Annotated in this window: 20 protein-coding genes; 10 read left to right on the top strand and 10 right to left on the bottom strand. The window is 51.4% G+C overall.

Going from position 1 to position 21,156, the window contains the following annotated elements:
• Positions 1–2: 2 nt before the first annotated feature.
• The 6 genes from rplV to rplC form a co-directional block, all read right to left on the bottom strand.
• Positions 3–368 (bottom strand): 50S ribosomal protein L22, encoded by a 366-nt coding sequence (rplV, locus tag H6F91_RS03205; protein WP_190770990.1) that lies wholly within the window; start codon positions 366–368, stop codon positions 3–5.
• 19 nt (positions 369–387) lie between these two features.
• Entirely contained in the window at positions 388–666 is a 279-nt protein-coding gene (rpsS, locus tag H6F91_RS03200) for a 30S ribosomal protein S19 (protein WP_190770989.1), read from the bottom strand.
• A gap of 75 nt (positions 667–741) precedes the next feature.
• On the bottom strand, positions 742–1,605 hold the full coding sequence (gene rplB / locus H6F91_RS03195; RefSeq protein WP_190770988.1) for a 50S ribosomal protein L2: 864 nt from the start codon (positions 1,603–1,605) through the stop codon (positions 742–744).
• A 78-nt stretch (positions 1,606–1,683) separates the two neighbouring features.
• A complete protein-coding gene (locus H6F91_RS03190) occupies positions 1,684–1,986 on the bottom strand; it encodes a 50S ribosomal protein L23 (protein ID WP_190770987.1) in 303 nt (100 codons plus the stop codon).
• The gene (gene rplD, locus H6F91_RS03185; protein WP_190770986.1) at positions 1,973–2,611 is read right to left on the bottom strand and encodes a 50S ribosomal protein L4; all 639 of its coding nucleotides are present in this window, start codon (positions 2,609–2,611) and stop codon (positions 1,973–1,975) included. Before rplD ends, H6F91_RS03190 begins: the two co-directional genes overlap by 14 nt.
• A gap of 71 nt (positions 2,612–2,682) precedes the next feature.
• A complete protein-coding gene (gene rplC / locus H6F91_RS03180; RefSeq protein WP_190770985.1) occupies positions 2,683–3,324 on the bottom strand; it encodes a 50S ribosomal protein L3 in 642 nt (213 codons plus the stop codon).
• Positions 3,325–3,902: 578 nt separating this feature from the next.
• On the opposite strand from rplC, the gene H6F91_RS03175 reads away from it, so the two are divergent.
• The 6 genes from H6F91_RS03175 to lptC all read left to right on the top strand — a co-directional run bounded on the left by H6F91_RS03175 (position 3,903) and on the right by lptC (position 11,885).
• Positions 3,903–4,379: an NAD(P)H-quinone oxidoreductase subunit N gene (locus H6F91_RS03175; protein ID WP_190770984.1), complete on the top strand. Its 477-nt coding sequence runs from the start codon at positions 3,903–3,905 to the stop codon at positions 4,377–4,379.
• A gap of 84 nt (positions 4,380–4,463) precedes the next feature.
• Positions 4,464–5,828, top strand: coding sequence for an LdpA C-terminal domain-containing domain (locus H6F91_RS03170; protein ID WP_190770983.1), 1,365 nt, complete (start codon positions 4,464–4,466; stop codon positions 5,826–5,828).
• Between the two features lie 159 nt (positions 5,829–5,987).
• Positions 5,988–7,823 (top strand): R3H domain-containing nucleic acid-binding protein, encoded by a 1,836-nt coding sequence (locus H6F91_RS03165; RefSeq protein WP_190771039.1) that lies wholly within the window; start codon positions 5,988–5,990, stop codon positions 7,821–7,823.
• 307 nt (positions 7,824–8,130) lie between these two features.
• Positions 8,131–9,729 (top strand): methionine--tRNA ligase, encoded by a 1,599-nt coding sequence (gene metG / locus H6F91_RS03160; protein ID WP_190770982.1) that lies wholly within the window; start codon positions 8,131–8,133, stop codon positions 9,727–9,729.
• Positions 9,730–9,832: 103 nt separating this feature from the next.
• Complete coding sequence (locus tag H6F91_RS03155; protein WP_190770981.1) at positions 9,833–10,435, top strand: NYN domain-containing protein; 603 nt, start codon at positions 9,833–9,835, stop codon at positions 10,433–10,435.
• Between the two features lie 340 nt (positions 10,436–10,775).
• Positions 10,776–11,885 (top strand): LPS export ABC transporter periplasmic protein LptC, encoded by a 1,110-nt coding sequence (lptC, locus tag H6F91_RS03150; RefSeq protein ID WP_206754892.1) that lies wholly within the window; start codon positions 10,776–10,778, stop codon positions 11,883–11,885.
• 118 nt (positions 11,886–12,003) lie between these two features.
• On the opposite strand, the gene H6F91_RS03145 is transcribed toward lptC, so the two are convergent.
• The gene (locus H6F91_RS03145; protein ID WP_190770979.1) at positions 12,004–13,317 is read right to left on the bottom strand and encodes a D-alanyl-D-alanine carboxypeptidase; all 1,314 of its coding nucleotides are present in this window, start codon (positions 13,315–13,317) and stop codon (positions 12,004–12,006) included.
• A 295-nt stretch (positions 13,318–13,612) separates the two neighbouring features.
• Between H6F91_RS03145 and H6F91_RS03140 the strand changes: the two genes are divergently transcribed.
• The 3 genes from H6F91_RS03140 to H6F91_RS03130 all read left to right on the top strand — a co-directional run bounded on the left by H6F91_RS03140 (position 13,613) and on the right by H6F91_RS03130 (position 15,939).
• Complete coding sequence (locus H6F91_RS03140) at positions 13,613–14,290, top strand: cofactor assembly of complex C subunit B (protein ID WP_190771038.1); 678 nt, start codon at positions 13,613–13,615, stop codon at positions 14,288–14,290.
• 83 nt (positions 14,291–14,373) lie between these two features.
• Positions 14,374–14,883: a DUF456 family protein gene (locus tag H6F91_RS03135; RefSeq protein ID WP_190770978.1), complete on the top strand. Its 510-nt coding sequence runs from the start codon at positions 14,374–14,376 to the stop codon at positions 14,881–14,883.
• Positions 14,884–15,237: 354 nt separating this feature from the next.
• Positions 15,238–15,939, top strand: coding sequence for an HAD family hydrolase (locus H6F91_RS03130; RefSeq protein WP_190770977.1), 702 nt, complete (start codon positions 15,238–15,240; stop codon positions 15,937–15,939).
• 151 nt (positions 15,940–16,090) lie between these two features.
• Here H6F91_RS03130 and H6F91_RS03125 read toward each other — a convergent pair whose 3' ends face one another.
• Positions 16,091–16,696 carry a CPP1-like family protein gene (locus tag H6F91_RS03125; protein ID WP_190770976.1) on the bottom strand — a complete coding sequence of 202 codons (606 nt, stop codon included), beginning with the start codon at positions 16,694–16,696 and terminating at the stop codon, positions 16,091–16,093.
• A 388-nt stretch (positions 16,697–17,084) separates the two neighbouring features.
• On the opposite strand from H6F91_RS03125, the gene H6F91_RS03120 reads away from it, so the two are divergent.
• Positions 17,085–17,804, top strand: a complete 720-nt coding sequence (locus H6F91_RS03120; protein ID WP_190770975.1) for a response regulator transcription factor — start codon at positions 17,085–17,087, stop codon at positions 17,802–17,804.
• A gap of 724 nt (positions 17,805–18,528) precedes the next feature.
• Here the strand turns inward: H6F91_RS03120 and H6F91_RS03115 are convergent.
• Positions 18,529–18,954 (bottom strand): hypothetical protein, encoded by a 426-nt coding sequence (locus H6F91_RS03115; RefSeq protein WP_190770974.1) that lies wholly within the window; start codon positions 18,952–18,954, stop codon positions 18,529–18,531.
• A 380-nt stretch (positions 18,955–19,334) separates the two neighbouring features.
• Positions 19,335–20,618, bottom strand: a complete 1,284-nt coding sequence (locus tag H6F91_RS03110; protein WP_190770973.1) for a hypothetical protein — start codon at positions 20,616–20,618, stop codon at positions 19,335–19,337.
• Positions 20,619–21,156: the final 538 nt, after the last annotated feature.

Here is a 21,156-nt window from a genome sequence, read left to right as displayed (position 1 = left end):
CATTATTCGTCGTCAGCAGCAGGTGCAACAGCGATCGTAATGTGGCAAGTCGGCTTGCGGATTTGGTAAGCCCGACCTTGAGCACGAGGGCGGAAGCGCTTCAGCACCGGACCCATATCGGCATAAGCCTGAGTGATCACCAGATCTGCTGGGGTATAACCCTCGTTGTGCTCAGCATTGGCGACCGCAGAACGGAGCACTTTCAGAATGGGTTCGCACGCACGGTAGGGCATGAACTCCAGAATGATCAGTGCTTCCCGGTAGGAGCGACCGCGAATTTGATCCAGCACGCGCCGCACTTTGAACGGGGACATGCGGATGTAACGGGCGATCGCCTTAACATCTTTACCAGTGGTTGTGACAGCCATCGTTTTCTCCTAGATCCCCTTATCGGCGTGCTTTTTTATCGCTCTTGGCGTGTCCCCGGAAAGTACGGGTCGGGGCGAATTCGCCCAACTTGTGACCCACCATTTGTTCTGTCACATACACTGGCACATGCTGACGACCGTTATGAACAGCGATGGTGTGGCCAATCATTTGAGGCAGGATGGTAGAGGCCCGAGACCAGGTCTTGATTACCTGCTTTTCGTTCTTGGCATTCAGCACTTCGACTTTTTTCAGCAGGTGATCGGCAACAAATGGGCCTTTCTTGAGAGAGCGAGCCATAGGTCTAAACCTTGAAATTTTGAATTCTTGAGGGTCGTAGTCTTAAACGTGAGCGAACAATGAGAAGCCGAAGCCTTAGGCCTCCCGTCCACCCCGTCCCCGCTTCGATGCGCGACGACGGCGACGAACAATGAGGGAATTGGAAGCTTTTTTCTTCTTGCGGGTCTTCATACCCAGCGCTGGCTTACCCCAGGGAGTTACAGGGCCAGAGCGACCGATGGGTGCCCGTCCCTCACCACCACCATGGGGGTGATCCACAGGGTTCATTACGCTACCACGTACTTCTGGACGACGGCCCTTCCAACGGGTACGGCCCGCTTTACCCAGGCTGATGTTACGAGCATCAGCGTTGCCCACCTGACCGATTGTGGCGTAGCAATCCTTACGAATCATGCGAACTTCCGTAGAAGGCAGACGCAAGGTTACATAGTTACCCTCTTTCGCCACAATTTGAGCGGAAGTACCCGCCGCGCGCACAATTTGACCACCCCGACCGGGAACCAATTCAACATTATGAACCTGGGTACCCAGAGGCATGTTGCCCAAAGGCAGTGCATTACCGACTTCAAAGGGAGCATCAGGACCAGCGGTGACAATGGTGCCGATAGCCAAGTTGGCGGGGTGAAGGATATAACGCTTCTCACCATCCTGATAAAAGAGCAGGGCAATCCGGGCGTTACGGTTGGGGTCGTACTCAACTGCAACAACTTTGGCGGGGATGTTGCGCTTGTCGCGGCGGAAATCAATGATGCGATAGAGCCGCTTGTGGCCACCGCCCCGGTGACGGGTAGTAATTACCCCACGATTATTGCGACCCTTGACCCGGTGAATAGAAACAACCAGGGACTTCTCAGGCTCAGACTTCGTAATCTCCGCGAAGTCAGATACTGAGCGTTCGCGAGTTGCCGGTGTATATGGTCGGTAAGAACGAATACCCATGATTTACTCTCGGTTACGGTTCCAAACGGCGATCGCCATCAAATGTACAAATACTCAATCAACGCAAATCTCGAAGCCTTAAACCTCGGGGAAGAGACCGATGGAATTGCCCTCAGCCAAAGTAATGATGGCACGCTTATAGGTTGGCTTATGCCCCTGGAAGCGACCTACCCGCCGTTGCTTACGAGGAGGGTTTTGGGTATTGACATCGGTTACCTTCACATCAAAGAGTGCTTCAATCGCAGCTTTGATTTCAGGCTTGGTGGCTTTAGGAGCAACTTCAAAGATGTACTTGTTCTGCTCCAGTAGCATGGTGGCCTTTTCGTTGATGAGAGGACGGCGCACCAAATCAATCAGATCGCGGGTATCAAGCTTCGTCACCGTACACCTCCTTAACCATTTCGAGAGCGGAGGCCGTCACGACAACGCGGTCAGCCGCCAGCAAATCATAGACATTCAAGTTGTTGGCCGAGATCAGACGCAGGTTTTCGACGTTACGAGCGGAGAGATAAACGGTATCGCTCCGTTCTGAGACAATCAGCAACACCTTCTCGTCCTTTTCGACACCCCAGCGGGACAGAGCTGTCGTCAACTCTTTGGTCTTAGGACGAGACAGCTCAGAGGTGAAGTCCTGCACCACAATCATGTCTTCAGAGCGACCCTGAAACGCGGTACGGAGAGCCAGACGACGCTCCTTGCGGTTCATCTTGACGGAGTAATCCCGAGGCTTAGGGCCAAAGATGACACCGCCACCCCGCCACAGGGGAGAACGAATCGAACCGGCACGAGCACGACCCGTACCCTTTTGTCTCCAAGGCTTGCGGCCACCCCCACTGACTTCAGCACGGGTCTTGGTGCTGGCATTTCCCTGACGTGCATTGGCCAATTGGCGAACCATGGCGCGGTGCACGATGTGAGCAGCGTTTTCTTCTTTAGCAACTTTCAGGTCAAGGGTGGCGGTTCCAGACTCTTCACCCTGCCAGTTTTTGACTTTGCATTCAACCATGATCTTTATTCCTAACCCCTCCAAACCGGCGGCAACGGAGCGGCCACCTCAGGACTAATGCTCAACAACCCTTACTTCGACCGTCCAACCACTTTGGCGGGGACAATACTGACCAGAGCACCCGGCTTACCCGGCACTGCTCCTTTTACGAGCAACAGATTGCGCTCACTATCTACCCGCACAATGGTCAACTTGCGAACTGTGGTACGAGTACCGCCCAAACGACCTGCCATCCGCTTACCGGGATAAACACGTCCGGGGGTTGTCCCAGCGCCCGTCGAACCGGGGAGGCGGTGGTTCTTAGAACCGTGAGCCATCGGACCTCGCTTGAAGTTGTGGCGCTTTTGATAACCTGCAAAGCCCCGACCGATGCTGGTGCCAACGACATCCACCACCTGATTGGGAGAAAACATCTCAACATTAATCTCCTGACCCAGCGTGTAATCACCTGTAGCATCGAGGCGATACTCTTGCAGGTGCCGCACGGGCTCAGACTCGGACTTAGCCAAATGCCCCAGTTCGGGCTTGCTCAGAGCTTTTTGAGCTACAGCGCCAAAGCCCACCTGAATCGCAGAATAGCCATCTGTTTCCACGGTCTTGACCTGAGTCACCCGGCAGGGGCCAGCCTGCACAATCGTGACCGGAACCGCTTTTCCGGACTCATCAAAAATCTGGGTCATACCCAGCTTGGTGCCTAGTATTCCGACTGACACGGTGACACGTCTCCCTTAGTCAACACACCGAAAAAAGCTGAACCGACGATTCAGCTCATGAAATGCTAGCAGCACAATGTCTGCCAACAAACTCGAAACCAATCTATCCAACGAACCAGTGGACAAATGGACGCAGAGCAACTCTGCAAAACCTCAGGCAAACCGAGACAGAATCCTAACTCTGAGGACTCTGTAACAGCGGATGGTCGAACTCTGCCTGCTTTTCACCAGGACTTGAGCAGATCGCCCACTCAGTATCCTTACGGACTTATCACCCTTCTACCGAAGTCTCGGAGTCGTCCCGAGAAGTTCGGAAGTCCGTTTGGCGACAATATAACAGTGTAGCTGAACGGTAAGTGCTTGTCTACTAAAAATTTGTTTTTTGCTAGACAGCCGTTGATACGAGAATTGGATACGTCATGTACCCGTTTCTTACGATAGCAGCAATAAAGGACTTCTATATATAAAGTGGGTTGATGCAGCCGTCAGGAATGATAGGATGCGATCGCAAGTGCAAAGCGCAGAGAGCGCCACACTAGGCCCAGGTATTAAGGACGCAGCTTACTCGGGAGATCGCTATGGCTCTGATTGTGACGGGAAAAACGTTTATCCGAGACTTAGAACAGAACGGGGCTCTGGGAGTCTATGTTCCTCTGGAGGGTGGCTATGAAGGCCGCTACCAGCGTCGGGTTCGGGCCGCAGGTTATAAGGTTGAGACGCTATCATCTCGTGGATTAGGAGATTTAGCCTCGTATTTATTGCAAGTACACGGTGTACGTCCGCCCCATCTGGGTAAGAAGAATTTGGAGCGGGAAGGTGCTGTGGGTTATCGCTACTATGTTCCGCCCATTGCGACTTATCACATAGATACTCTACCGGCAAAATCGAAAGGGCTGGTATTGTGGCTGCTCGAGGGTAACATCTTATCTCAGCAAGAGTTGGAGTTTTTGACTTCGCTGCCTACTACCGATTCCCGGATTAAGGTGATTGTGGAGATGGGGGGCGATCGCCAAGTGAGTTGGAAGCCACTGAAAACTCTACTTGCTGCTGCCTGACCTGATCCCACGCCGGATTAGGGAGGAATGCGGTACACTAGCGGTAGATTACGATCCCACCCAGCTAATTAATTCCGTAACGGAGTGAGTCTACTCGACGCCAGGGTATCTGATTCTATTCACCCCCTCCGATCCCTAGATGAAGGGCATTGGTTTAAGCTGATCTGCGGTGCTAGCTTTCAATCTCTTCCGGATGTGCGGAATCTTGCGCTGGCTTATGCGCTGGTAGGTGCAGATTGTGTGGATGTTGCCGCTGACCCAGCAGTGGTGGCGGCAGCCCGAGAAGGATTACAGGTGGCGCGTGCCTGGAAACAGAAGTTAGGCGTGGAGCCCTGGGTTCAGGGCTCCCCTTGGCTTATGGTGAGTTTGAATGATGGGGAGGATCCCCATTTTCGAAAAGCAGCCTTTGACCCAGCTTTTTGCCCGTCGGATTGCAATCGTCCTTGTGAAACAATTTGTCCTGCTCACGCAATCGTATTTGAGGGGCAGGCAGATGGGTTTCAGGGGGTTTTGAATGAGCGCTGTTACGGCTGCGGTCGGTGCTTACCCATATGCCCAGTTCAGCACATTGGAGCACATTCCTACGTGTCTTCGCCAGATACCATAGCGGCCCAGGTGTTGCCGCTGGTTGATGCGGTGGAGATTCACACGCAGGTAGGGCGGTTGGAAGATTTTGAGCGGTTATGGCGGGCGATCGAACCATTCAGTCAGGGATTGCGGGCGATCGCCGTCAGTTGTCCTGACGGTGGGGGGCTTGTTGATTATCTATGGGCTATTCACACATTAATCTCACCGTCGGGCTGCCCGATAATTTGGCAGACGGACGGTAGACCGATGAGCGGTGATATTGGAAAAGGAGTTACCCATGCCGCCATCAAATTGGGTCAAAAAGTTCTAGCCATAGGCCTACCCGGATATGTGCAATTGGCGGGAGGGACAAACCTCTACACAGTTCCGAAACTAAAGGAATTAGGGTTGCTGCGAGCCAGACGGGTGCCAGAAGCACAACACCAGACGCACACAGACCAGTTCTATCAACCACGTGACACGATTAGCGGGGTTGCCTACGGTAGTGCAGCGCGAGTATTACTGACCCCGGTATTGGAGCAACTTGAAGAGCGAGCCAAGGCTGTCCCACAGTCTGCTTCTATTTCGTTAGCATCAAACAGTGTGGCTAGCGAAGGAAGCCAGCACTCCTCTCTGTCATCCAAGAACCACGAATCTTTAATTGAGGCTGCTGTTGTTGGGAGTACAACGGTGAAGGTCTCCAACCCTGAATTTCCATCTCAGCAGCTTGAGGCCTTTCCCGAGCTGCTTCAGCAAGCAATACAACTGGCCTCATCCCTTGTGAGGCCACTGAAAGAGGTTTCTCCTCTTCCTTCTACGTCTCATCAGAGCCATGATTGCTACAATCCTGCCGCCCACGTTATCCGGACTGGGCCTGATTGATCTGACCGTTACCCCGTGGCCCGGTTCCCTGCCGTCAGGGGTTTCACCGCACTCTACCGTGGACATCCATTAGCTGAATTACTCATGACGTTTCAACCTCGTCCGTTAGTTCATCAGCCCGATCAATCCAAGTCTTCCAGCGAAGTACAAGCAGCTGAAATGGCTGTTCAGCCACTGCAGATTACTGACGATCTCGACAAATTATTAGCGATTCTGCCAGAGCCGATTCGTCAGCGTCTCGACGAGCATCCGCAGCGCAGCATTTTAGTGGAAGTGGTCATGGATTTAGGACGGCTTCCCGAAGCTCGGTTCCCCGACAAAAGCGAGTATTTGTCTGAGGTGCCGATCACGCGGGAGGATTTGCAATTTAGCGTTGACAAAGTCGGGCTCTTTAGTGGCGATAATCGGGCGGGTATTGAGCGTACCCTGCATCGAATTAGCGCGATGCGGAACCGCAGCGGAGATATTATCGGCCTGACCTGCCGGGTCGGGCGCGCAGTATTTGGCACCATCGGGATGATCCGCGACCTGGTGGAGACTGGAAAATCGATCTTAATGCTGGGCCGTCCGGGGGTTGGGAAAACGACGGCTCTACGGGAAATCGCTCGAATTCTGGCCGACGAGCTGGGCAAGCGAGTCGTTATTATTGACACCTCCAATGAGATTGCGGGGGATGGAGATATTCCTCACCCAGCGATCGGTCGGGCCCGACGGATGCAGGTGGCGCGACCCGAGTTGCAGCATCAGGTGATGATTGAGGCCGTGGAAAACCATATGCCAGAGGTCATCATTATTGACGAGATTGGAACCGAGTTGGAGGCACAGGCCGCCCGCACGATCGCCGAACGAGGTGTGCAACTGGTAGGTACTGCTCACGGAAACCGCATCGAAAACCTGATGAAGAACCCAACCCTCTCGGATTTAGTGGGGGGTATTCAGTCCGTGACGCTAGGTGACGAGGAAGCACGCCGTCGGGGCAGCCAGAAGAGCGTGCTGGAGAGAAAGGCCCCACCTACGTTCGATATTGCAATCGAAATGCTAGAACGGCAGAGCTGGGTCGTGCATGAGGATGTCTCAGTCACCATCGATATGCTGCTGCGGGGACGGCAACCTGGATTCCAAGTACGGACCGTGATGGATTCAGGTGAGGTTCGCATTACTCAGGAGAATCCAGAGACGGATCGCAATCGGATTCGTAGTTTGCCATTAGGTTCTGGGGCATTAACCGGGCGACCAGAACCGTCGAGGCCAGGACCGAGCGGTTGGCGGTCTTCAGGACAAATGACTCCGGCTCCTTTAACATCCCAGCCTCGGTTGGATGGGGAGTCCCGCTGGGAGAGTCGGACAGAGCGTACAGAACGTGTACCATTGAGTCCGGTTCACTCGGACTTTGAGATGCTGCTGGATGAATCCATGCAGGACAACACTGTGATGTTCAACCCCGATAGTGCGTTCGGTCAGATTCCGACCACCGGGCCGAATGGAGAGGAGTTGCCACTGCATGTGTATCCTTACGCAGTAAGCCGATACCAGTTGGAGCAGGTGATTCAGACAATGAATTTGCCTGTGGTGGTGACAAAGGATCTGGATGAAGCGGATGTGGTGTTGGCATTGCGATCGCACATCAAAAACCACTCCAAATTGCGTCACCTGGCTAAAACTCGGCAGCTCTCCATCTACACCATCAAAGCCAACACGGTACCCCAAATCATTCGTGGGCTTCAGCGCATGTTGCGGATGGATGAAGAGGAAGAGAGCGATGCCCTGAACCTGAACCTGTTTTCGCGAACTGGAGATGAGGATGAGCTAGAAGCGTTGGAAGAAGCGCGTCTGGCCGTTGAGCAGATTGTAATTCCGAAAGGACAACCGGTAGAATTGCTGCCGCGCTCGGCCAAGGTGCGGAAAATGCAGCATGAGTTGGTTGAACACTACCGACTTAAGTCGTCCAGCTTTGGGGAAGAGCCCAACCGCCGCCTTCGGATTTATCCAGCGTAGGTCTGGCAAGCCCAAATCCCAATCATCGAGTGTAACGGCTTCGTTACATTCTTCTTTTCAAACCCCGCAGTCTTTTGGCTGTGGGGTTTTCAGTTGAAGCATTGTAAACCCCTTGTATTACGCAATAATCAGGCTTTTCTTCATGTTTAGACTGAGAAGCACCGTAAACGCACGGAGAGCGTTCTAGAACACACTCCGTGACTTTGCTGTCATGAATTTCTGCAATGCAGTTAGATTAGTAAAATAATTGAGCCCATTTTGCACAGCGATCGCCCTTTTGGCGGATTGCACGCCTATCGAGTGCTCCATGAATCCTTCTTTAGAAAATATCTCTGCATCCACTCCCTTCGCCATTACGACGCCCCTGTACTACGTCAATGACGTACCCCATATTGGCAGCGCGTACACGACTATCGCTGCCGATGTTGCGGCACGCTATCAACGACTTCAAGGACGCCCAACCCTGATGATTACAGGGACAGATGAACACGGGCAGAAGATTCAGCGTACAGCGGAAGAGAAGGGGCGATCGCCCCAAGAGCACTGTGATCTGATTGTGGAAGGGTTTGAATCCCTTTGGAAAATCCTTGATATTCGCTTGGATCGCTTTATTCGTACTACCAGCTCACGACATGAGGCCATCGTCAAGGAATTTTTCCAGCGGTGTTGGGAACGGGGTGATATCTACCTGGGCCAACAGCAGGGTTGGTATTGTGTCGCCTGTGAAGAGTACAAGGAAGAGCGTGACTTAATCGAAGGCCACCGCTGCGCAATTCACACCAATCGGGAAGCCGAGTGGCGAGATGAAGCCAACTACTTTTTCAAGCTGTCGGCTTACCAAGAGAAATTAGAAACCCTGTACCGGGAGCGGCCTGATTTCATTCAGCCCGAGATTCGCCGCAACGAAGTCTTGAGCTTTGTCGGACAGGGGCTGCAAGATTTTTCCATTTCGCGGGTGAACTTGAATTGGGGTATTCCGTTACCAACCGATCCGAAACATACACTTTATGTTTGGTTTGACGCGTTGCTGGGCTATGTGACAGCCCTGCTAGAGCCTGACGACGAGCCAACGTTAGAGAATGCGTTGGCACGGTGGTGGCCGATTAATACCCACTTGATTGGCAAAGATATTCTGCGCTTTCATGCCGTGTACTGGCCTGCCATGCTGATGTCGGCAGGTGTGTCTGTACCCAATCGCGTCTTCGGCCACGGATTCCTCACAAAGGACGGGCAAAAGATGGGGAAGAGCCTCGGAAATACAATCGACCCCATTGATTTGGTGAAACGTTATGGTTCTGATGCCGTACGGTATTACTTCATGAAAGAGATTGAGCTGGGGCGAGATGGTGACTTTAACGAGACCCGGTTCATCAATATCTTGAATGCTGATCTGGCAAATGATCTGGGGAACTTGCTGAACCGAACGTTGAAATTGGCCCATAAGTATTGCGATCGCGCTGTTCCTCCGGTTGAGGGAGAGGCGATCGCTGCAAATGATGGGCTAAAATCTCTAGGTATCAGTCTTGTGGCAGATGTCCACCGCCACTATGGTCAGTTGGCTTTTAGTCAAGCCTGCGAACCGATTCTTGCCATGGTGCGAGCGGGCAATAAGTATGTTGACGAACAGGCTCCCTGGTCTCTCTACAAACAGGGCCAAACTGAAAAGGCTGCGACAGTTTTGTATAGCGTGCTGGAAACTGTCCGACTAGCCGCTTACTTGCTCTCCCCAATCGTTCCGAATTTAAGTACCCGTATCTACCAACAACTAGGTTACGACGTTGATTTTAACGGTTCTTCAGATTCCTTAGCATCCTTGCAACATCATGCAAACTGGGGAGTTTTGGCCGGGAGTCAACCCTTACGAGATCCTGAACCTGTTTTTCAGCGCTTAGAGCTTCCAGCCTGAGCTTTTGCCATTGTTTCGTCTCCTAAATCCCACTCCAAACACTGTTTTGCCCATGCGACGATGGAGACAATAATTCCTTACTTCATAACAAACGAGGATAATAATGTTCAATCACATAGATAGTGACGCGGTGTTCACGCCCGAGCAGGTTTTAGAGAACCGAGGGCGTGTCGCCATCTTTATCGATGGATCGAATTTGTTCTATGCAGCATTGCAACTGGGGATCGAAATTGATTACACCAAACTGCTCTGCCGCTTAACCGCTGGTTCTCGATTACTACGGTCCTTCTTCTATACAGGGGTCGATCGTACCAATGAAAAGCAACAAGGCTTTTTACTCTGGATGCGACGCAACGGGTATCGGGTCATTTCCAAAGACCTGGTGCAGTTGCCGGATGGTTCGAAGAAAGCCAATCTGGATGTAGAAATTGCCGTCGATATGATGGCTCTGGTGGGGGCGTACGATACGGCTGTTTTAGTAAGCGGGGATGGAGACCTGGCTTATGCTGTTGACGCCGTCAGCTACCGTGGTGTTCGGGTCGAGGTTGTCAGCTTACGCTCTATGACAAGTGACAGCCTCATCAATGTTGCGGATCGCTACATTGACCTGGAAAACATCAAGGAAGACATCATGAAGACTCCACGACAGAGCTATACCTATCGACCCCTGTCGGGGATCACGGTAGAAGATCCTGAGACTCCATGAGTTATGGCTGTGTTCAGTTTCATTGCGACAAAAGAGGAGTGGGGGGCAGCCCCCATACTCCTCTTTTACCGCAATGAAACTGAACATAATCTCTTCTTAAAATTATTGCGCTTAATGTTCAACGGCTCGCCCAGGCGGGCATTGAACATTAGGCGCATCTCCATATTAAACTGCACTCACATCCAGCAGAACTAATTGGTCTGGCTTTCGTCTAAGCTAGGTAGTGCCCATGGCTCCTGTCGCTCACTTCGATAGCGGGTAAGAGGGAGTGTTCTCGTTTACTGGGGATGTAATGCGATCTAGATTTCAACCGTGGCACCATTGCGTTCGACCGGGAATCTTGGCTTTGTTTCTCCTGAGCCTGATGACACTTCCTGCTTGTCGATCCAGTAGTCGAGGCTCTGATCGGTTGGCAGAAGATAGCTCAGCCATTGAACAGATCGACAATAGCCTTAGCTTCAACAACATCACCTTGGAGCAAGCTGACGAGAAAGGTCAAGTTGTATGGCAGGTTTTCGCTCGACAGGCCGCGTACAACGAGAGCAAGCAGTATGCAATCGTCCGTGTGCCCAATGGGCAACTGTTTCAGGATGGCAAAGCCATTTATCGAGTGAGATCTCAAACAGGACAGGTGTTTGAGGATGGCGAAAAAATTCTTTTGAAGGGCCAAGTGGAAGCCACCGATCTCCGCACGAAGGCTGTTTTACGAGGTGAAGAAGCAGAGTGGCGACCTCAAGAAGGAATTCTAACCATTCGCAATAATGTTCGAGGTAACCATCCTCAAATACAAATAACTGCACAGGAAGGACGGCTCTATGACCGGGAGCAGCGGATGGAGTTGAAGGGCCAGGTGCTTGCCGTGACGGCCCAAAATCCGGTTCTGGCAGTTCGTACAGATGCGTTGACCTGGTTTATGAAGGAGGAACGAGTCAGTAGCGATCGCCCCACCCAAATTCGCCGCCTCATTCAAAACCGCGTCACCGACATCGCGACTGGACAGAAAGCCGAGGTCAACCTGAAAACTCAGCTGGTAACCCTGCGGCAAAATGCCCAGATTGCTACGTCAGATCCTCTCATGCAAGTCACCAGCAACGAACTATTTTGGGAAGCAGCACAAGGGCTGTTGCGGTCAGAGGTGCCTTTGACTGTGCTGCAACCACAACAACAGATTGCGTTAAGAGCCAATCGGGGTGTCATGAATTTGAACACGCGCCTGGTAGATTTAGCAGGCAATGTGCAAGCTCTGGCTCAGCGCGATCAGTCCTCCTTAAAGTCCGACACTCTAAACTGGAACCTTAATACTCGAGTGTTTCGGGCTAATGGCAATGTAAATTTGCGGCAGACGAACCCGCCGATGGTTGCAAATGGCCCACAGGCTGTTGGCCGTCTTGAGAATCAGACCATTGTGATGAGTGGTGGACGAGTCGTGTCAGAGTTTATTCCCCAATAAACTAATCTCAGTGCCCATTTTGGCGGGCGCGAAGCGCCTGCCAAAATGGGTGTTTTCGAGCGCCGCACGTTGTGCGGCACCCGAAAACACCCTCACAAAAAGTGTTTTATTTGTGATTTTAAGGTGCTTCATTACGGGCAGGATTGCCTAATTCTGCCTGGTAGCTGGGGAGGCGATCGCTCGGCCGAATCTCTGCTGGGAGGGTATCAGGAATTCCCCACTGTCCCGATAGAGTTTGCAACACGCGATCTTGCTGTTGATGCAAGATCGCCAAATCCCCGGCACCAATGTCGATCAAGGTGAACCAGACGAGAGAGCGATCACGCGTTGGCACGACCCCCGCCAGGGAACTGACTCGATCCAGTGTCCCCGTCTTTACGGCTGAGCCCGGAGTCAGTTGACGACGACCAATCGTACCTCGCTCTCGTCCTACCACGGGGAGGAAATCGGCCACCGTCAGTTCATGGGATCGCAACTGCTCCTGCAATGCAATCAGCATCGCTGTTACCCCACGGGGTGAAATGCGGTTTTCTTCTCCTAAGCCTGAACCGTTGATCAATTGCACCTCAGCGACGGGAATGTTGGCGGCAGTCGCAGCCAGTTGAGCGACGGCTGGCCCACCGCCCAATTTCCGTGCCATATCATCCGCAATAAAGTTATTGCTATAGATGTTCATGGCCTTAAGGATTTGAGTCAAGGATAGGGATCGATGGCGCAAGAAAGGCGTCGCCTCAGCTTCAGGCGCAACTTGAATATTTCCGGTAATCGAGAGGCGGGGCCGTGGTGTACCCGTGGGCATTTTGGCAAACTGCTCAGAAATTTCTGACGTCCATAAGTCAGTATTAAAACTTTGCCGCAGCAGTTCACCCGATCGCTGGGGATCACCCTGGAAATTCATGGCAAAATCACCTGTGATGATCAAATTGCCCGTCACTTGGCGAATTCCCCTTTGTTGAAGGGCATTGGCGAGGGCGATCGCCTCCTCCCACACAAACAGGGGATCGCCTCCTCCCTTGACCACCAAATTACCCTGCAAGATTCCACCCGGTTGCAAAGAGCCTTGAATTCCGACTAACGTATCAAACTGGTGGTCTGGCCCCCACGTGCTGAAGGCAGCCAGAGTAGTCGCAATCTTCGTGAGGGATGCAGCAGGAATTGGTACTGTTCCCCGGTGGCTAGCCAGAATCTCATTGCCAGATTGAATCCAGATGCCTTGATTAGCAGCAGGCATTCCCATTGCGGCTAGCGCTTGCAGATGGTAATTGCGAGCAGCGATCGCGATTGTATCGGGCGCATCGACAGGTTCCGGTCCGGGCAGCACCCAGCGGCTCTCAGACCAGGGAGACCAATCCACCGCACGCATTCCTGTGAAACCCTCGCTTTTGGTATTCAGTAATGTCGTTAAAAAGCCAATGGCTAGCAAGTCGAACACGGGGTCTATCTCCCTCAGAGGATTCGCTCCATCGCTATGGTACACAAAAGGTTTGAGATTTTTGGGAAATCGGGAACGGAGATGGAGCGAGGCAGTCGGGGAGCAAGAAGGGCCATTGGAAAAAGGGGTTAGAGGGACTTTAGACTAGTAATGGAGAGGGAGCAGGAGAAGGCGGAGTAGCCCTTCCTTTACTCCCATCTCCTCAACCTCGTGTTTAAGATTTGCGATGACGGGACTCTCTACCGTCATGTTCTCGCCTTTCATATTCCCCCTGCCCGCTGCGTTCCTTTCTCCTATGGCCAGTGCTGATCCCAATCGAGTTTTGCGCCAGATGCCCATTGTTGTCGGCATCCTGGCAGGTACGTTGCTCCTGGTTAACCGTTTAATGACAGCAGATTTAACAGGGTCACAGTCTCGCTCGGATGCGCTGGGTGTGATTTTGAGTGCGTTGCTGATTCTGACGGGGTTGCTGTGGCAGCGAATTCAGCCGCGATCGCCTGACGCTGTTGTTCTGACGGGTACCGAAGGCTTTGAGCTGGATGAAGCATTACCCGATGATGTGCGGACTGAATTGGCATGGGCTTCCCACTTGTTATTGACAAATACAGCAACGCGATCGCTCCTTGTCTGGTACGACAATCGTATTCTGTTACGTCGTGGCATTCTGGGGCCGAAATCGCTCACTCAACCTGGGGCGATAGTACAACGGGCTTTAAAGACACAGAAACCTATTTATCTGGTGAAGTTGCAACTCTATCCCGGCAAAATTGAATTCGACTATTTGCCTGAGAATACTCAGGGGATCATTTGTCAGCCCTTAGGCGATCGCGGCATTCTCATTCTGGGAGCCAATGCCCCACGCAGTTACACCCGGCAGGATGAGATTTGGATTGAGGGTATTGCCGATAAGTTGGATAACTCATTGCGATCGCACCTGTCATTAAACCCAAAAGAAGTCAGCGCTGAACCCTGACTCCTGACACATCCCAATTACGGTTCTGCACGAGATAATGCGAAGAGTAGGTACAAACCCCGCTGCTTCGTAGAAGGGACGCCATGATAGCGCTGTATTGGATTCTCATATTAGTCATGCTGGTTGGAATTATCGGGGCCGTGGTGCCTGGAATTCCAGGCCTGGGGTTGATTGCAATTGCGATCGCAATTTGGGGTTTTACAGCGGGTTTCTCGGGCCTATGGATTCCCCTTACCGTTGCGATCGTTGCTCTAGTCTTCACGACCGGCTTAGACTTTCTGGCGACCTATTGGGGTGCCAAAAAGGCGGGAGCGAGCCGCTGGGGTGTCATTGGTTCGATGGTAGGGCTAGTTTTAGGAGTCCTGGGTTTACTCCCTGCTTTACCCGTCGGTGGCCCACTGTTGGGGCTCCTGATTGGCCCGTTATTAGGAGCTATGGTCGGTGAGTTTCTTTATCGACGTGACTTGATGCTGGCAATGAAAGCAGCCGTTGGTATTTTGGTTGGCAACTTGGTAGGGGTTGTGATTCATGTGCTGTTGGCGATCGCCACGGTCATTGTCTTCCTCGCCACAACACTACCAACTGTTCACTAATTTCAAACAACACACTTCACTAACCTCTAAGCCTCAAAGCATGTGAGAGCGGCAGGTATACCTGCCGCTCTCACATGCTTTGAGGCTTAGGCTCATTCAGTTCTCTTATGAGATACATATCTTGTGTCTTTTGGGCGGACAAGATGCCTATTTCACTACCTGTTCCTGCTAGATGGCGTAACCCTATAAAGCCACCTCTCAGCCCAAAGAAGAACCACCATAAAGCCTATTCTTACCTCAGGATGAACTTCCTGCAAGAAGTCTCATTATTGAGCATTAATGCTTATTTTACAGTCAAAATTAAAAGTCAATGTGTTATAAAAGTTTATAAAAGCATTCCTTTGCAATCGCCAAATGATAAGACTTATTACAGATTTTGATGGCCCTATCATGGACGTCTCTGAACGTTACTATCGGGTCTACCAGTATTGTCTAGCAGCAACTCGGCAACCCGATCAGGCCGTACAAACTTTAAGTAAGAAAGATTTTTGGCGGTTAAAGCGATCACAAGTTCCCGAAGTCGAGATTGGGGTCTTCTCTGGCTTAGAGCGGGAACAGGCCAAAGCCTTCGCCAAACTGCGGAAGGAAACAGTACACACAATCCCCTACCTACGCTACGATATGCCGGTTCCTGGAGCTGTTGAAACGCTAGAGCGCGCACAGAGGCTAGGATTTGAACTAACCGTGATGACTATGCGTCGGGTGCGAGAGTTGGATGAGGCGTTTGAGCGGTGTAATCTGGGCCGCTTTTTCAAACCCGAGCGGCGGTTTTGCCTGAGCGATACCTACGTTAAAACTGTCGACGTGAAAGATAAGCCCTTACTGATGCAAAAAGCTCAAGCAGAGCTTCCCCCAGCGCCAACGTGGATGGTTGGAGATACGGAAGCAGATATTGCAGCCGCCAAGAGCGCGGGGATTCCGGTAATTGGCGTACTCTCAGGGATTCGCGATCGCCAGAAGTTACTTGATTACGAGCCCGACTGGATTGCCAGCAACCTGGTAGAAGCTCTGGACATTATTTTGGAGAACATGGGCCTGGGCCAGGTATCGGCATAATATCAAGCTTGCCAAGTATGCTTTAAAACTCCCTCAAAGCCCATTCGCTCGTACGAGCGAATGGGCTTTGAGGGAGTTTTAAAGCAGAACCTAATAGAGGTAAAAGGGGCCTGATACACCAGTCCCCTTTTACCTCTATTTACAAGTGTCGTTAGCGCAGGAAGCTTGAGATGAGCCAGAGCAGCACAAAAGTCACGATCGCTGCAAAGGTATCTTGTGTAAGCCCAAGGCCCAACAATTGCGCTGAAAACAGACCCGCAATCCACAAGCCAACCGTAATACCCACTGTTAGCCCTACCAGGGTTAACAGAAAAGCCCGCGCGAACTTATTCTCTTTACGGTTCAGGAAGTAGAAGCAAAGCCCTGTGCCTAATGCAAGAGCCCCAGCGGGCGATGCTAAACTGATGAATGCTGCCGCCAGAAGCAATCCACCTGGTAACAAGATGTCGTTACGGCTGGGTGTGTCAATCATACGTTGCAACCAATTGGGCGAGGTTGTCGCCGGCTTCGGCACAAAATCTGGGGGTGGTTCTGCCGCCCGCTCAGGGAAACGAATTCGATCAGGTACTTTAATCTTGCCTTCCTGTCGGAGACGCAGCCGATCCATCAGGATCGAATCGTAGGCTGATTCAATAGCCTCGATCCGGCGGCGATCGCCCGCATGCTCCTGCAATAGTTGATTCCGGGCTTCCTGAATAGCCTCAAAGGAAGCTCCTTCCTCAACCCCTAGTTGTTCATAGTGACTTAGATCGCTCATGTGCCGCCTCCAAAAGAACCCCCGCCCTACTCTGGAGCAACGTCCTTATGATTTATACCGAGATACGCAAGCCAGAAAATTTCTGCGATCGCAGGAAATATTTCATCAAAACCGACTAGCCTTTAGTGTAACCGTCCCAACGGGTTTCGCAAAATAAGATCCCCTAAAGATTTCTGGCAAATGCAAGATGGTTTACGTAATTTATGAGGCTAAGACTATTTGCAATGGGATTTATTGTGAAGATAATTGATTTAATGCCTAGCAAAACTTAAGGGTGCACCCTGTTGTCGAGATCGAGCGAAATCAATCGTGATTTTGCAGCAAAGCTAGAATGTGTGTTGGCTGAATTAGAGAATCTGCTCGTTTCTGATTGAGGTAAGTCTTAACTATGGCTACAGCCAAAATCCTCGTAGTTGATGACGACCCCGCCATCCGTACTCTGATCCACCGCTTCCTCACCCGCCATGAATATCAGGTAGAGTCAGCAGAGGATGGGAAGGCTGCCATGGCAAGCTTTGACCAGTTCAACCCCGATCTGGTCATTTTGGACGTCAATCTACCTGATGCCACAGGATACAACCTGTGTCAGGAGATGCAAAACCGCACTGGGGTATTTGTTCTTATGCTCACAAGTCGGGCTGATGAGGCCGACAAAATCCGGGGGTTCTCCCAGGGAGCTGACGACTATCTCACCAAGCCCTTCAGTTTAGGGGAATTGGAAGTGCGCGTTCAAGCTATCCTGAAGCGACAACGTCCCGTTACGGCCGCAGAACAGCAATGTTTGCGGTTTAACGATCTATCCATAGATCCGGTACGTCGCGAGGTGATGTTGAAGGAAGACCCCGTTGTCTTGACGGCACTGGAGTTTGATCTGCTTTACTTCCTGGCGAGCCACCCCGGAAGAGTATGGCGGCGGGCCGAATTGATTCAGAAAGTTTGGGATTATGAATACGTAGGAGACCAGCGTGTTGTAGATGTTCACATCGGCCAGATCCGTAAAAAGATTGAGATTGACACAAGCCAGCCAGCCTTGATCCAGACGGTGCGCGGCGTCGGCTACAAATTTGAAGCCCCCGATGAAGCTGGAGCCGTTGAGGCTGTTCGCTAAGGTAAAGACATCATAGCCCCGTTATTTCCCCTGGCATTTTCACAACCCATTAGACTGACAGCAGCTGCCTCATCAGGATGGAACCTAAGATTTCAAGCCATAGCGGTTAACCTGCTTATATTGAAACCTAGGTGTGGTGCGGTTGCTAATCATAGCCGCGATCGCTGTAGCCATAAAGCTTAAATAAAAGGAGGGCATGAAAACCAAGCCCCATTCTCTCCTTTTATACGTGTGTTCACATCTTGCGCTTGTCTAAAGCATCAGCTCAGAACTCTTATTTTTGTCGTAGTCAAGCAACGATAAAAATAAGAGTTCGCTATTTACGGCGCTTTTCAAACGCTTAAAATCCGGTTGTTTTTGTGGGAGCGCGGCTCCCACAAAAACAACCGTGACTAATTCAAGCGCAAAGCGCTGTATAGCCTTAGCCCGATAGGTTAGGACTTTAGAAGTTATTGAACGTCAGTTCGGGAGAAGCCGAACCGCCCATTATTGCGTGCGCGACGCGCACGCAATAATGTTTTTTTCGAGTGCCGCGCGAAGCGCGCGGCACTCGAAAAAGCCCTTAACCCGAACTGAGGTTATTGAAGGCATTGCTTTCAATAACTTCTGATGTCCTAACCCATCGGGCGATCGCAGCAATCTATAACCATAGAAGAAGGGCTGGTGTTCGCACCAGCCCTTCTTATGGCCCAACAAAAAGGCCACGACTATAAGCCAGTCAACACTATTCAGGCAAGACGGAGAGGGTAAACGGATTACGAACACCCTGATTACGCTCACCAACGAACAAGGAGTAGGTACCCTGCTCCCACACACCTGTCACTTCAATGGCGCCACCGGAAAAATCACTAGCTCGGGCACATTGGCTACGACCACCAGGACCAGTAATCAGCAGAGTACTGGTATTTTGGCTCTGCACCTCAAAACGTAAGGCAGCAAATTGTTCGGACACACGTACGGTCTGTACGGGAGCACCGGGAATGAAACCACAGGAACTTGATTGGGAGCCACCTGAGTTGCCCCGCACGACCACTGTAGAGTTGATGGGAGTCTGCACCTGAGCATAAACGGCACCCGCCAAGGTTAACATCATGGCTAAAGATGCCGGAACACTAACCCATTTCTTCGATAGAAGCTGCTTCCATTTCATGACCTCACCACTCCGTCCGTATACTGGGACACTCCTTAATAGTTGAATCCTAACGAGCCAAAATCGATACCACAGAATTTATATGACAGTTCCTCGAGCGGCTGAATTTTCTATAGTTCAGTGCACTTCGATGACTTGAAGCAAAATGAACATTGAGGCAACTCTGGGTGAGCTGCGTTAGCTCCTCAGCCTACAAATCCTAATCAAGGCTAAAGCCCAAAGGTATACAGAGCATCCATCATCCCGGACTAGTAGGCCACAGCCTAAGTTCGTCACCTATTTTTTGTGTGGGGTGCTTCGCACCCCACACAAAAAATAGGTGATCCATTTACGCCTCAGCGTACTAAGCTCTGGTCCCATGACTCGAGGGGACTCGAAAATTATGGTTGTTGGGGAGCCTCAGGCTCAGCAGGAGCGTTATCAACACTGGGCGCTACAACTGAAGGGCGGGGGTTTGTACGGAACGAGCGAGGAGCTGCCGTTTCAGGAGGTGGAGCCGGGATATCGACGGGTGGAGACATGGGTTTCGTTATTGGAGCAGGTTCAGTCTCAACGACCGCTGCAGAAGAATTAGCGCTTCCTTCATCCTGGATAGGTTCTGGATCAGAAACGGCAGCAGGCTCAGAGACGACCACTGGTGCTTCTTCCCGAGCATTCCTGACAGGTGCAGGTTCATCTAAAGAACTATAGCTATAGTCGGGTTCTGGAAGAGGCTCAGATCGGACAGCAGTACCTGACCCATAATCAATCCGGCGGGGTTCGATAGGTGGCTCTTCTACAGCACGACGTCGTCGTTCTTGCCGATTGGTAGTGGTACGTTGCTGCAATACCTTATCCAAATCCGTTCCTGAGCCGGGAATATCAGAGGCTTTAGAAGCAGGCCATCCATCAATCGGCGGGAATGACTGATCGACATCAACTTTAGGCCCGACAACCGGAACGACTTCAGATAGCGATTTGCCCTGCCGAAGCTGCCAACCAAAGACAGCTCCGGCACAGCCTCCAATTAGAGCAGTAAGCCCCAGAGAAATCGGCAACCAGGAGGGCGATCGCCGCAGTGGAGTAGATACAACCACACGAGTAGTGGACAGTTTACTGCCATTTTTAGTAGAAGTCGGAGATACAACCTGAGTCACTGTTGTCACACTATCCTTCTGAGTCTTTGAGGAGGCGTTGCCATTAGTAGGAACGCCTAAAGGTGTTTCCAGAACGGGAGGTATAGTCACCAGCTGCGGTTGTTTAGGTGGAGCTGTAGCAGCCTCAGTTACAGGGTGATCTTGAATAGGAGTTTCCTGAATAGGAGTTTCCTGAATAGGAGTTTCCTTTAGATCTGGAAGCCACGTTAGGGCAACACTGGGAGGTTTTGCATCAGCGACCATGTCCAGCACGACGAAGGGCTGGCCGAATTCCATGAAGCAATCTAAAACACGAAATGGACCGTCAGAAGGGGCAAGGCTCTGGCGGCGTACCTCAACCATAAAGGACTGCAAGATTTGGGCAGCATCAGGGCGATCGCCTAGGGCTGGCGCTATAGTTTGAATGACAACAGAGATATCCAGGTTACGGTGCTGGGCACGATAGCTGATCCCCGTTTCATCCTGCTCTAGGATGCCCTCAACCCAATAGCGTCCCTCTTGGAGAAAGGTGCCTGCGGTTAACAGCATAAGCCCATATCCAATCCTAAAATTCCCATTAATCCTACCGTGTTTGTGATGGAACAGCTCGGTACAGTAGACAGTCAACCCACAGTCCTAAATCCATACAAAGGGTGTTTATTACCATCCGAAGGCTTTTGAATAAAGTTAATTTTGTGGCAGTTTTTCCATACACGATTAACTCTATCCAAAAGAATATCGAGACGCTATCTTACGCCCCCTTCCGGATCTAATGAGGTACGAGAGAGGGGCTGGGGCTTCATCCTACACTCCTCTCTCCTACACCACTAGAGTTTAGTTTTGAAAAGAGCCGCTTCGTGAGTCCCTTTAAAACTAAACCTCCCAGTTCAAACAGCATGAGGCTATAGAATCCCGCATTCTGTATACGTTTCATAGCCCAGGACTGTGTGAATTGATTCAGTACAGAAGGGTTAGGGGGTAGCGTGTTTCTACACCCCATTCCTTTTGTACTGAACGTACTTACATGCGTTATAGAAACAAGGATTTTAGAACGGAGAAGTAGTTATACAAAAAAGTTGCTGCTCAT

Source organism: Leptolyngbya sp. FACHB-8 (assembly GCF_014695575.1).
In the GTDB taxonomy this organism is placed as follows: domain Bacteria; phylum Cyanobacteriota; class Cyanobacteriia; order Elainellales; family Elainellaceae; genus Vacuolonema.
This window is presented reverse-complemented; position numbering and strand designations above follow the sequence as displayed.